This window comes from Marinihelvus fidelis, assembly GCF_008725655.1.
Taxonomy (GTDB): Bacteria; Pseudomonadota; Gammaproteobacteria; order Xanthomonadales; family SZUA-36; genus Marinihelvus; species Marinihelvus fidelis.
In genome coordinates this window covers 177,355-190,387 of record NZ_VYXP01000007.1, presented here as the reverse complement: position 1 = coordinate 190,387, position 13,033 = coordinate 177,355, and the positions used below count along the sequence as shown (strand labels likewise).

Sequence of the window (13,033 nt, the reverse complement as noted above, 5' to 3'; positions counted from 1 at the left end):
CCCAGGCCGATGGCTCAGCAGTCGCCGGCCGCCGCGTTCTCCACCACCCGCACCGACTTCAGCAATACTTCCGCCGGCCCCGTGGCCGTCAGCACGAAGGGTGCCGTCAGGTCGGACAGGGTCACGCCCTGGCCACCAAAACAGGCCAGGTCGATTTGCTGGGTCTGCCAGCCCTGGCCGACCATGCCGGCCGCCGGACCGGAGACATCCATCTCGCGGAACTTGTAGCTGCCATCGTGCATGCCCACGCTCATATTGGCGTCACCCAGTGACTGCATGGAGAAGGTGATCTCCAGCGCGGCGCCCTGCATGCCCGTGAAATCACGCGACGGCCCCTCGATGACCAGCGCCGCCGGGCCGGTCCAGGTCACGCGCAGTGCGTCTTCCTGCACCTCGTCGTCGAAGGGCTGCACGCTGACGTTGCCACCGTGGCTGGCGCCGCGGCTGTCGTGAACGCGGTTGCGGCCGTCATCCTGCAGGGCCAGCTCCCAGGTGCCCACGGGGTCGCCGAACGCCATCAGCTCGCCGATATTCGCGGCCACCGTGTCGGCATCTTCCGGCAGCGCCGCCAATGCGCCCTCATCGCCGTAGGACAGTCCGAAGCCGTAGGCGAACAGCGGGTCGTAGTCGGCATCGCCCACGTTGACCTCCACTTGTTCGGGGTCACGCGGCCAGCTGAATGACAGCCGGCCGGTAAAGTCGTGGGCCGGCGCGCCGTCGGCAGCGGCCACCAGCACGTCGGCGATGCCCGCACCTTCGCCACCCGGCAGCCAGGCCGCGACGAAAGCATCGGACGCGTTCAGTTCCGGATTCACGTACATCGGCCGCCCGGACAGGAACACGGCGACGGCGGGAATGCCGTCTTCGCGGAAGCGGCGAAGCAGCTCCAGGCCGTCGTGCGGCACGTAGTCCACGTGCTTGCGGTCACCCACGCCCTCGGCGTACGGGTCTTCACCGAAGACCACCACGGCGACGTCCGGCTTCTCTTCCCAGTCGCCGCTCTCGCTCAGCACCGCGCGGCCGCCGTTCGCGGCCAGCACCTCGGCGAAGCCGTCGTAGATGGACGTGGCATTGGGAAAGTCCGAGTTCTGGTTGCCGGTGCCCTGCCAGGACAGGGTCCAGCCGCCGGACTGCTTGCCGATGTCGTGGGCACCGTCGCCGGCCACCAGCACCGTGGCATCGGCGGCGATGGGCAGCACGCCGTTGGCGTTCTTCAGCAGCACCAGCGACTTGCGAACGGCCTCGCGGGCCACGGCTCGATGCGCCGGCGCACCCAGCAGCTCGAAATCACCGGCGCGATCACGCGAGGACGGCCGCCCGGCGTTGAACACGTCGGCGCGGAACTTCACCCGCAGGATGCGGGCCACGGCCTCGTCCAGGCGCGCCATGCTGATCTCGCCCGAGCGGACCTGCTCCAGCGTGTTCTCGTACAGGCCCTTCCAGCTGTCCGGCGCCATGAACATGTCCAGGCCGGCATTGAACGACTGCGCGCAGGCGGTGTTACTGCATCCAGCCACCTGGCCGTGGCCGTTCCAGTCACCCACCACGAAGCCGTCCAGGCCCATGCGCCCGACCAGCACGTCGGTGAGCAGCGCGTCGTAGCCATGCAGCTTGCGGCCGTGGAAGCTGTTGAACGACGCCATGACGGTCTGCACGCCGGCGGCGATGGCCGGCGGGTAGCCGGCGGCATGGATATCGCGCAGTTCGGCCTCGGTGGCCACGTTATTGCCCTGGTCATGGCCGTTGACGGTGCCGCCGTCGCCAACGAAGTGCTTGGCGGTGGCAATCATGTGTCCGTCGCGCAGGAAGTCGTCGTCACCCGGCCGGCCCTGGATGCCGGTGATGATTCGCGGCGCGTACTCGGCAACAATGCGCGGGTCTTCGGAATAGCCCTCGTAGGTCCGCCCCCAGCGATCGTTGCGGACCACGGCGATGGTCGGCGCGAAGGTCCAGTCCATGCCGGTCGCCAGCATCTCCAGCGCGGTGATCTCGCCGATCCGCTCCATCAGCTCCGGGTCGTTGGCGGCGCCCAGGCCGATGTTGTGCGGGAACAGCGTCGCGCCGGTGACGTTGCCATGGCCATGCACGGCATCGGTACCCCAGATGGCGGGAATGCCCAGGTAGCCGTCGGACGTGTCGGTGGACACATCCCAGAATTCATCGGCCAGGTCCAGCCAGGCCTGCGGCTCGATGCGCAGGTCACCCTGCGGTGCCGAGCCACCGCCGTTGAGCACCGAGCCCAGGTGGTACTTTTTCACATCCGCGGGGGTCACCGAGGCGATGTCCGGCTGGATCACCTGCCCGACCTTTTCCTCCAGTGTCATTTTCGCCATCAAGGCCTCGATCTCGGCCTCCATGGCGGGGTCGCGCTGGAACGGCGAGGACTGCGCCGGCCAGTTGTCGGCGTCAATCCCGGCGCCGGCCTGCTCAACCGGCGTAGTGGTTTCCACCGCCGGCTGGGTTGCCGCCGGCTCAGCCTCGGCGGCAGCCTGGGGCTCGCCAGCGGGCTCGGACGGGCCACACGCCGTCATCAACATCGTGGAAACTGCAGCGAAAAGCATCGTACGGGTGAAATTCAACGTCGTTCTCCAGTGTTTATCGCGTTTGGAAACAAAAAAGCCGGCACACGGGTCGTCCGGCCTGATTGACCAACGCTGTCATTATTCGTCGAAGTTGAGGCAGAATAGCCCAAAAGGAGCAAAACACACAATGAATCAACAGGCTCAGGGGGCAAACCCCACACCCGGCCCCACCGCCGCGACCGGCCGCCAGGCCCGGCTCGGCTGGGGTGAGAAACTCGGCTACGGACTCGGCGACTTCGGCTTCAACTTCTACTGGACCACCATCGCCTCGTTTATTGCGGCGTTCTACACCGATGTCTTCGGCATCTCGGCCGCCGCAGCCGGCACCATGATCTTCGTGACCCGCATCATCGATGCTTTCACCGACCCGATGATGGGGGCCATCGCCGACCGCACGAAATCTCGCTGGGGCAAGTTCCGCCCCTGGCTGCTGTTCGGCGGGCTGCCCATGGCCGCCGCCGGCGTGCTCACCTTCACCACGCCGGACCTGGGCGAAGGCGGCAAGCTGGTCTGGGCCTATGCGACGTATTCCGTGCTGATGCTGTTCTACACCATGCTCAACACGCCCTACTCGGCGCTGTCCGGCGTGATGACCGCCAGCAGCCAGGAGCGCACCACGCTGATCAGCGCGCGCTTCATCTTCGCTTTCACTTGTGGCGCACTGGTCAACAAGTACACGCTGCCGCTGGTGGAGTACTTTGGCGGCGGCAACGAGATCCGTGGCTGGCAAATGACCCTGGTGCTCTACGGCGCACTGGCCGCGATCATCTTCGCAGTGACGTTCTTCACCACCCGCGAGCGTATCGAGCCACCGGCCAGCCAGGCGCCCACGCACCCGCTGCGCGACATCCAGGACCTGCTCGGCAACCGCCCGTGGATCATCCTGTTCATCCTGGCCATGGTGATCATGATGACGTTCACCATGCGTGCCGGCTCCGCGTACTACTACTTCCACTACTACGTGGAGCGGCCCGACCTGCTCTCCAGCTACCTGTTCTGGCAAATGATCGCCTACGCCGCCGGCGCGGTGCTGGCCCCGGTCATGACCCGCTACATCGACAAGGCGAAACTGCTGATGCTGCTGATGGGCACGGTCGGCGGGCTGTCGGTGCTGTTTTATTTTGTGCCGAAGGACATGATCTGGGCGATGTTCACGCTGAATATCCTGATCAGCCTGGCGCTGGGGCCGAAATCGCCGCTGACCTGGTCCATGTATGCAGACACCGCGGACTATAACGAGTGGAAGAACGGCCGCCGCGCCACCGCGATGACCTTCTCCGCTGCTACCTTTGCGCAGAAACTGGGCGGCTCGCTGGGCTCGGCCGGCATGCTGTGGATCCTGGCAGCGATTGGCTACATCGCCAAGGAGGCCCAGAGCGGCGCCTCGCAGGCCGGCATCAACCTGCTGCAGACGGCCATCCCGGGCGCGTTCGCCTTGCTCGCCGTAGTGGTCATCTCGTTCTACAACCTGACCGGCCCGCAGTTGCAGAAGATCCAGGATGAGCTCGACGCCCGTGCCGATGACGCGACCTGACCCGGTCCGGCCGGACGCCGACGGCCGCGTTGAACTGACTTGCCCGCTGGCCATGCCACGGGCCACGGCCTACCTGTGGAACCCGCACCTGGTGGTCCAGGCCAACTGTCGTGGCCATGTCGACGCCCGGCACATGCAGCCGGAGCCGGCGCGTTACTCGTACGCCCCCAACCTGGAAGCAAAGACCTTCCTGCAGCCGGAGCAACCGCCCTATCCGCACCAGCCGGGCCGCTTCGTCTACGTCCGCGACGACGACGACGGTGCGTTCTTCTCCGCGCCCCATGAGCCGGTGCGGCGACCGCCGGAAGACTTCCTGTTCTCGGCCGGCTCTGCCGACATCCAATGGCGGGTTCGCAACCTGGGTGTGGAGGTCGACATGACCCTGGCCCTGCCAGCCGACGACGTGGTCGAGTTGTGGACCATCACGGTCAGCAACCCCGGCGACCGGGCGCGGCGGCTGTCGCTGTTCCCGTATTTCACCGTCGGTTACATGAGCTGGATGAACCAGTCGGCGGCCTGGGACCCGGCACTGGGCGCGCTGGTGGCGCGTTGCGTGACGCCTTACCAGAAGCTGGATGACTGGCCGAAAGTCCGGGAAATGAAAGACCTGACCTTCCTGCTCCCCGGCACAGCGCCGAACGGCTGGGAAGCCGCGCGCGAGCCCTTCGAAGGCGAAGGCGGCCTGCATGCGCCGGACGCGGTCACCCGCGGCGGGCTGCAAAACGGCGACGCCATCTACGAAACACCGCTCGCCGCCCTGCACTACCGCTTGACCCTCGAGCCCGGAGAAACCAGATCATTCCGGTTCCTGTTCGGCCCGGCGAAGACCGCGGATGACATCCAGGCCCTGGGCGAGCGCTACCTGTGCGACGGCGGCTTCGAACAGGCCGCCGAAAGCCTGCGGGCCTACCAGGCCCGCGGTCGCGGCACGCTGGAGATGCACAGCCCGGACGCCGAACTGGACGCCTTCGCCAACCGTTGGCTGCCCCGCCAGGTCCACTACCAGGGCCAGACCAACCGGCTGACCACTGACCCACAAACCCGCAATTACCTGCAGGACGCGCTGGGCATGGCCTACGTCGACCCGGGTGCGACGCGCCAGGCCCTGCGCCACGCGCTGGCGCAGCAGGAAGCCAGCGGCGCCATGCCCGACGGCATCCTGCTGAACGCCGACGCCGAGCTCACCTACATCAACCAGGTCCCGCACACCGACCATGCCTGCTGGGTGCCGCTGGTGCTGGAGGCCTGGCTGGACGAGACTGGCGACACGGCCTTTCTTGACGAGCCTATCTCCGCCACGGAGGGCCCCGCGCGCAGCGTCGGCGAGCGCGTGAGCACCGCGATGCACTGGCTGGCCGACAACCGCGACGCACGCGGCCTGTCCCTGATCGCCCAGGGCGACTGGTGCGACCCGATGAACATGGTGGGCCCGGCCGGCCGCGGCGTATCCGGCTGGCTGACCATGGCCACCGCATTCGCGCTGCAGACCTGGGCGTCGATCTGCCGACGCACCGGCGACACCAATACCGCCGCGACCATGAACACGCTGGCCGACGACTGCGTCCGCGCCGTGCGCGAACACCTGTGGGACGGCGGCTGGTTCGCCCGCGGCATCACCGACGACGGCCGCCCCTTCGGCGTGGCCAGCGAAGACGAGGGCAAAATCTACCTGAACGCCCAGAGCTGGGCCCTGCTGGCGGGCATCGCCAGTGCCGACCAGCAGGCGTCCATGCTGGCCGCCGTCGAGAAGCACCTGGATACGCCCTACGGCACCACGATGCTGGGGCCGCCGTACACCCGCATGCACGAGCACATCGGCCGGCTGACGCAGAAGCACCCCGGCTCGGCGGAGAACGGCTCTGTCTACAACCATGCCGCCGCGTTCTGGGTCCGCGCGCTGTACGCCATCGGCGAGCCGGACCGCGCCTTCGCCACGCTGCGGCGCATGCTGCCCGGCCCCGATACCGAAGACCGGCTGCAACGCGGCCAGTTGCCGGTGTTCGTGCCCAATTACTATCGCGGCGCGTATGAGCTGCACCCCCGCACCGCCGGGCGTTCCAGCCAACTGATCAACACCGGCACCGCGCCGTGGCTGTACCGGATCCTGGTCGAGGACCTGTTCGGCCTGCGTGGCTGCGACCAGGGGCTGCGTGTCGCACCGCAATTGCCCTCGGGTTGGGAAAGTGCCCGTGCACTCCGGCGTTTTCGGGGCGCCGATTTCGAGGTGAGTTATCAGCGCCAGGACGGCATCCGGCACCCCCGGGTCACGGTGAATGGCGTGGCCTGCGATGACGCCATCATCAGCGACATCGAGCCCGGCCGCCACTACACCGTCGACGTCCGGCTGCCCCGAGCATGAGCGCACGTCAACCCATCCTGGTCGCCTGCATGGGCGTCAGTGGCTGCGGCAAATCCACGGTCGCCAGGGCCCTGGCCGACATCCTGGACATGAGCTGGGTCGAAGCCGATGACCACCACCCACCGGAAAACATTGCGCGCATGGCGGCCGGCCAACCCCTGAGCGACGAACACCGCGAACCCTGGATGAACCGCCTGTGCGCCGTGGTCGGGGAAGCCCTGCGCACCGGCAACGATTGCGCCTTGGCTTTCAGCGGCTTACGCCGCATTCACCGTGACCGCATGCGGACATTGGGTTACCCTGTGCTGTACCTGCACCTGCATGGCGAACAGGATGTGATCGCGGCGCGCATGGCCGCGCGGACCGGGCACTTCATGCCACCCGCGCTGCTGGCCAGCCAGTATCACGACCTGGACCCGACTGACGCTGAGCCGGATGTCATCGACATCGATGTCAGCGTGTCGGTTGAGCAGGTGATCGAACAGGCCGTTGAAGCCACGCGGGACTTTCTGCGGGCGAACGGGAGGAGGAGTGAGACATGAACAGCCAAACTGCGGTCGCTTTTATGGCGGCCGTCGCGACCCTGCTCGCAACCGGCACCGGCCAGGCCGCCAGCACCCGGATGACGCTGCAGGCGCCGTTCGCGAAGGAGGCGCCGATCGTTGACGGCGACCCGTCCGACCCGGCCTGGGAAGCCGCAGCCTGGCGGCCCATGGACAAGCTGATGCTGGGTGACATGCCCTCATCGGACGACTTTTCCGGCCGCTACAAGGTGGTCTGGACCCGTGACCACCTGTACCTGCTGGCGCAGATCACCGACGATGTCCTGCTCGATTCGCACCCCGATCCACTGGACCACTACTGGGAAGACGACACGCTGGAGATCTTCGTCGACGAGGACGACAGCAACGGTGATCACCAGTTCAACTACAACGCCTTCGCCTATCACGTCGGGCTGGATAACCAGGCCGTCGACACCGGCCCGTTCCGGTCGCCGGAAGACGAAGCCGCGGGCAAGCAGTTTATCCGCGTGTTCCCCGATCACATCCTGTCACGCTGGCAACGCAGCCACGACGCCGGCAAGTACGTTTACTGGGAAGTGCGCATCACCGTCTACGGCAGCAACTTCAAGGACAGCTACGCCACCGGCGAGACCCCGGCACGCCCGGTCACGCTCTCGGCCGGCAAGGAACTCGGCTTCATGGTCGCCTATTGCGATGCCGATGTCCCCGGCGAAGGCCGCGAGCATTTCGTTGGCGACATGGAGATCGAGCCCGTGGACGGCGACCGCAACCGTGGCTGGATTGACGCGGGCGTGTTCGGCAAGCTCGTCCTCAAGCCGTGACGTCGGTGACGCGTGACGCGTGACGCGTAACGTGGCGAGCCGGGTGGTTTTTCGGCGCGATGGTTACATCGTGCTGGAGAATGCGTTTGGCGATGATCAGCTTGCGCGGCTTCGGGCAGCGGCGGAATGCATCGTCGACCGGTTTGATGCCGATGCGCATCGTACGGTGTTCAGCACGGTGGATCGTGACACCGCCAATGATGATTACTTTCTTGACTCTGCCGAGGCCGTTCACTGCTTCCTGGAAGAAGGCGCGGTGGATGCGCAGGGGCGACTGACGCGGCCCAAAGCTCGGGCCATCAACAAGATCGGCCATGCGCTGCATGACCTGGACCCGGCGTTCGGCGCGTTTTGCCGCCAGCCGTTGCTGGGGCGGGTGTTGCGGGAACTGGGGCATGACCAACCGGTGCTGGTGCAGACCATGGTGATCTTCAAGCAGCCGGGAATCGGCGGCGAGGTCGGCTGGCACCAGGATGCCACCTACCTGGACGCCGGCCCGCCCGGCGTGATCGGCGCCTGGGTGGCGCTGGAGGATGCCGACCGCGACAACGGCTGCCTGTGGGTGGCGCCGGGCGGCCATCTCGGTCCGCTACGGGAAACCCATGAAGTGGACTGGGAACGCCGCTGCGGCCGGCTTCGGTCGCTGGACCCTTCGCCGTGGCCCACTACCGAGCAGGCCCGGGCCCTGGAAGTCCCGGCCGGCACACTGGTGCTATTCAGCGATCACCTGCCGCACTACAGCGCGGTCAACCGCTCCGACCGATCGCGCATGGCGTTCACCATGCACTTTGCCAACCGTGGCGCGGCGTGGCGCGACAGCAACTGGCTGCAGCGCCCCCAGCTGGGTGATTTCGCCGTCTGATCACCGCGCGTTCAGCGGAACATACCGCCGACACGAAAGCGCCAGGCCGCGATGGCCAGCAGCACCACCGAATAGGCCGTCAGCACCGCCAGCCATGGCCACGCCAGCTGCAGCACGCCCAGGCCTTCCCACAGCGCACCGCGGAACGCCTCGATGCCCCAGTAGACCAGGCTGAACTTGCCGATGGCCTGCATCAGCGGCGGCATCCACTGTAGCGGCACCCAGGCGCCGCTCATGGCGGTCATGCCCAGGATCAGCAGTGTGCCAATGCCCTGCGTCTGTTGCGGCGTGGAACACACCGCCGCCAGCACCATGCCGAACGCGGTGCAGGCCGATGCCGCCAGCACGCAAATCAGCACCAGGGTCGGAACGTGCGACCAGACATCGATATCGAACAGGAATGACGATGCGATAAACAGCGTCAGGGCCTGCAGCACGCCCAGCGAGGTATTGAACAGGTACTTGGACCACAGGATATGCGTGCGCTTCACCGGCATCGACAGCAGGCGCAGGAACATGCCCTCGCGTCGCTCCTCGAACAGCGACGCCGCCGAGGCCGTGGTCGCAAACAGCAGGAACATCAGCGCGTAACCGCCGATCATGCGGGTCAGGTGCGGGTTACTGACCTCCTTGCCGTAGACCTGGTCCTCGCGGATGGTGAGCAGGTTATTGAAGATGGAATCCAGGCCCGTCGAACTCGCTTCCGTACCCGCGCCGGCGCTGGTTTCGCCATCCGTCGGGTCCGGCCCGGTCGCAGCCGACGACCCGTCATCCATCAACCCATCCAGAAGCGCGCCGAAGGTCATGTCGTCAGGATCAACATGGAAGGCGGGGTCGTCGATGGACTCGTTCAGCAGCGCGGCCAGGCCCTCGCGGAACACGACCGTCTGTGACAGGCCCATGTTGTCCTCCTGCCAGGCATCCGCCTGCGGCGCCAGCAGCTGCGGCAGCTTCATGAATACCGACTTCTGCACCAGGCCGTTCACCACCTGCGACTCGATCTGGTTGCGCGGGTTGGAAATGAATTCGATGAGCACGCCGATGCCGTCCTCGGCCAGGTAGTCTTCGGGCACGACCACGGCAAAGTTGTAACGTCGGTCGACGATGCCCTGGCGAATGCTCTCCGGCGTGAACGGCGCCAGGTTGCCTTCCTCGTCTTCCAGGCCACGCAGCACGCGCAGGCTGTCCTCGGCCGCCATGGCCTCGATGACCGCGTCACCGCCGGCCTCGCCGGAGGCGTTCAGCGCCGCGACCGTGATCTTCGCGCCAATGCCGCCGTCATCATCACCGACACCGGAGAAGATATTGCCGAAGATGTAGATCAGTACGAACGGTACCAGGAACGTCAGCAGGATCGACGCCTTGTCCCCGAAGAACAGGCGGTATTCCTTGCCCAGCAGGGCCATCACCGCCCTCATTCGCGCAACTCCCGGCCGGTCAGCTGCAGGAACAGGTGCTCCAGCGTCGGCCGCTCGACGATCACATCACGGGGCTCCAGGCCTTCGCCCTCGGCCCAGACGTGGAAACGCGACAGGCGGAAACCCTCGCCGGGCACCAGGTGGTGCGCGCGTTCGCTGACCGACACCGCACCGAACTGCGACAGCGCCGCCACGGCGGCCTCGTCCAGCTCACCCCCGCGCACCCGCACCGCGTTCACCGCCGGCAGCCCTTCCAGCAGGCCGTCGATATCGCCCTCGGCCAGGATGCGACCGTGGTCGATAATCGCCACGCGGTCGCACAGCCGTTCCGCCTCTTCCATGTAGTGGGTGGAATAGATCACCGTCATACCGCGCGATTTCAGTTCCAGCAGGGTCTCAAAAATGGCATTGCGCGACTGCGGGTCGACACCCACCGTGGGCTCGTCGCAGAGCAGCAGTTCCGGTTCGTGCAGCAGCGCCGCGGCGATATTCAGGCGGCGCATCATGCCGCCGGAAAAGGTCTTCACCCGGTCGCCGCGCCGGTCCATCAGCCGCGCCAGTTCCAGCGCCGCCTCAACGCGCTGATCAAGGCCGCGTCCGGAAAGCCCGTACAGCCGCCCAAACAACGCCAGGTTGGCCTCCGCGCTCAGTTCTTTGTAGAGGGCGATGTGCTGCGGCGCGAAACCGATCCGCAGTTTCTGGCCGGTATCCGCCGGGTCCAGCACCTCGCCAAACAGCGAAAACTGCCCGCCATCGGCATCCTGGAAACCCGTCACCAGGCTCATGAACGTAGATTTGCCGGCACCATTGGGACCCAGCAGGCCAAAGAAGGCGCCTTTCGGAACGGCCAGGTCCAGGCCATCCAGCGCCACGGTGTCACCAAAAGACTTGCGCAGCCCAACGGCCGCGAGTGCGGTATCTGTCATGGATTCCCCTCCCTCTTACATTGTGACGTAAGCGCGGAGGAAAAGTTACTTTTTGGGAGGAGGGAGGAGGGAGGAGGGAGGAGGGAGGAGGGAGGAGGCCAGCGTGCAGGAAAACGCCGATAAGTGACGTCATCACTCCTACCTCCTCCCTCCTACCTCCTCACGCGTCCCCCAGCGCGGTCCACGCCGACCCATTCGCCGAACTGTTCAGCGACGCCCGGATAAACCGCAGCGCAGCAACGCCGTCGTCGATGGTGGCATAGGCGGGCTGCTCGGGCGTGGCCGGGTAGGCGCGCAGATCAGCGGCGAAAGCCTTGTAGAGGTTGGAGAACGCCTCGATGTAGCCTTCCGGGTGACCGGCCGGGGTGCGCGCCACGGCCTGGGCGGCGTCGCACAGGTACGGGGTGTTGGCGTGCAGCACCTGCTCGGGCTCGCCGCGGCGCTTGATGGTCAGGGTGTTGGGCTGTTCCTGGAACCAGAACAGGCTGGCTTCTTCGCCGTAGACTTCGATTTTCAGCGCGTTGATGGAGCCGGTGCAGACCTGGCTGGCGGACAGCAGGCCCACGCCGCCGCCGGCCAGGCGGAACATGGCCTGGCCGTCGTCGTCGATGCTGCGGCCGGGCACCACGGCGCGCATGTCGGCGGCCACCTCGGTGAAGCGCTCGCCGGTGATGAACTCGACCAGGTTGAAGGCGTGCGTGCCGATGTCGCCGAAGGCGCCGGACTCGCCCGAGCGCGCCGGGTCGCTGCGCCAGGTGGCCTGCTTGCTGGAACCGTTGTCGGATTCGCGCGACATCCAGTCCTGCAGGTAGCTGACGGCTACGCGGCGGATCTTGCCCAGCTCGCCGCGGGCGACGCGCTCACGCGCTTCCATCACCAGCGGGTAGCCTGTGTAGGTGTGGGTCAGGCCGAACAGCAGGCCGCTGGCCTTGACCGCCTTTTCCATCGCCAGCGCGTCTTCAAGGTTGCCGGCCGCCGGCTTGTCGCACATCACGTGGAAGCCGGCCGCCAGCGCGGCGCAGGTGATGGGCTTGTGGGAATCATTCGGCGTGACGATGGCCACGCACTGCATGCGCTGGTCTTCCGGCAGCGCGGCCTCGGCGGCGAACATCTCGTCGAAGCTGCCGTAGGCGCGCTCCGGGTCCAGGCCCAGCTCGACGCCGAAGGCCTTCGAGGCCGCCGCGTCGCGGCTGAACGCGCCGGCCACCAGTTCGATGTCGCCGGTCATCTCGGCCGCCATGCGGTGAATCGCGCCGATAAACGCGCCGGGGCCGCCACCGACCATGCCCATACGGATTTTGTTCGCCATTGTCCTGTTGTCTCCTGCTTGAGCCGAGGGAGCATCCTCTTACAGGTCCGGTGCGCTAATCAAGCCGCCGGCGCAACACGATGACAGCGCCGGTCAGGAATACGGCTGGCGAATCACCGTGCGCCACTTCTCCGGCGCCGCGCGACGGATGTCGCTCAGGTAGATTTCATGGTGCTTGCCGGCCAGGGTGTGGCCGTCGGCCTCGATGGCGGCGTGGACTTTCTGGATGGTCGGGCCTTCCTCTGTGAACGGCCCGATATGCAGGATCTGCGCGCTGGGGCCTTCTTCAAAGGCGTCGAACCGCACGAGATCCAGCGCCGCCGGATTCTTTTTCGCCCGCACGGTGTCGATGGCCACCTCGACGTGCGCACCGGTCACGCAGTCCGGTTGCATGATCATCATGGTCCAGCGCCAGTTCTCGCGGCGGTTTTCCGTGAAGTCGGTGTAGTCGTCTGACCACCACAGCCCTTCCAGCGGCATCACGCCGTAATCGACGCCCTCATCGCGCAGGGCAAATCGCAGCGTGTAGGCCAGCGGGTACAGCGACGCCAGCGCCGCTGTGTAGGCCTTGCCGCCGGGCTCGCCGACGCCGTCCACCGACAGGTAGTTCATGGCCGGCACGTCGACGAACTGAACCTGGCGAGCGTTGGGCCCGTAGAGATGCTTGAGTTCCTTCTTGTAGTCGATCTTTGCCATGC

General features: G+C 66.4%; 10 protein-coding genes. 5 read left to right on the top strand and 5 right to left on the bottom strand.

Annotation, left to right across the window (positions count from 1 at the left end; translation table 11 throughout):
• Positions 1–14: 14 nt before the first annotated feature.
• Positions 15–2,537 (bottom strand): glycoside hydrolase family 3 protein, encoded by a 2,523-nt coding sequence (locus F3N42_RS12715; protein ID WP_150864849.1) that lies wholly within the window; start codon positions 2,535–2,537, stop codon positions 15–17.
• A gap of 172 nt (positions 2,538–2,709) precedes the next feature.
• Here F3N42_RS12715 and F3N42_RS12710 point away from each other — a divergent pair, with 172 nt between their 5' ends.
• The 5 genes from F3N42_RS12710 to F3N42_RS12690 are packed head-to-tail and all read left to right on the top strand — an operon-like array spanning position 2,710 to position 8,682.
• Positions 2,710–4,116: an MFS transporter gene (locus F3N42_RS12710; RefSeq protein WP_150864848.1), complete on the top strand. Its 1,407-nt coding sequence runs from the start codon at positions 2,710–2,712 to the stop codon at positions 4,114–4,116.
• Positions 4,082–6,475: a GH36-type glycosyl hydrolase domain-containing protein gene (locus F3N42_RS12705; RefSeq protein ID WP_224784915.1), complete on the top strand. Its 2,394-nt coding sequence runs from the start codon at positions 4,082–4,084 to the stop codon at positions 6,473–6,475. Before F3N42_RS12710 ends, F3N42_RS12705 begins: the two co-directional genes overlap by 35 nt.
• Positions 6,472–7,017 (top strand): gluconokinase, encoded by a 546-nt coding sequence (locus tag F3N42_RS12700; RefSeq protein WP_150864847.1) that lies wholly within the window; start codon positions 6,472–6,474, stop codon positions 7,015–7,017. The genes F3N42_RS12705 and F3N42_RS12700 overlap by 4 nt, the downstream gene beginning before the upstream one ends.
• Positions 7,014–7,820 (top strand): sugar-binding protein, encoded by an 807-nt coding sequence (locus F3N42_RS12695; protein ID WP_150864846.1) that lies wholly within the window; start codon positions 7,014–7,016, stop codon positions 7,818–7,820. The genes F3N42_RS12700 and F3N42_RS12695 overlap by 4 nt, the downstream gene beginning before the upstream one ends.
• A 19-nt stretch (positions 7,821–7,839) precedes the next feature.
• Positions 7,840–8,682 carry a phytanoyl-CoA dioxygenase family protein gene (locus F3N42_RS12690; RefSeq protein ID WP_224784914.1) on the top strand — a complete coding sequence of 281 codons (843 nt, stop codon included), beginning with the start codon at positions 7,840–7,842 and terminating at the stop codon, positions 8,680–8,682.
• A gap of 11 nt (positions 8,683–8,693) precedes the next feature.
• Here the strand turns inward: F3N42_RS12690 and F3N42_RS12685 are convergent, their stop codons facing one another.
• The 4 genes from F3N42_RS12685 to F3N42_RS12670 form a co-directional block, all read right to left on the bottom strand.
• Entirely contained in the window at positions 8,694–10,100 is a 1,407-nt protein-coding gene (locus tag F3N42_RS12685; protein ID WP_150864845.1) for an ABC transporter permease, read from the bottom strand.
• Positions 10,097–11,026, bottom strand: a complete 930-nt coding sequence (locus tag F3N42_RS12680; RefSeq protein ID WP_150864844.1) for an ABC transporter ATP-binding protein — start codon at positions 11,024–11,026, stop codon at positions 10,097–10,099. The genes F3N42_RS12685 and F3N42_RS12680 overlap by 4 nt, the downstream gene beginning before the upstream one ends.
• Before the next feature lie 160 nt (positions 11,027–11,186).
• Entirely contained in the window at positions 11,187–12,335 is a 1,149-nt protein-coding gene (locus F3N42_RS12675) for a Gfo/Idh/MocA family protein (RefSeq protein WP_150864843.1), read from the bottom strand.
• 93 nt (positions 12,336–12,428) lie between these two features.
• Positions 12,429–13,031: a GyrI-like domain-containing protein gene (locus F3N42_RS12670; protein ID WP_150864842.1), complete on the bottom strand. Its 603-nt coding sequence runs from the start codon at positions 13,029–13,031 to the stop codon at positions 12,429–12,431.
• Positions 13,032–13,033 lie beyond the last annotated feature (2 nt).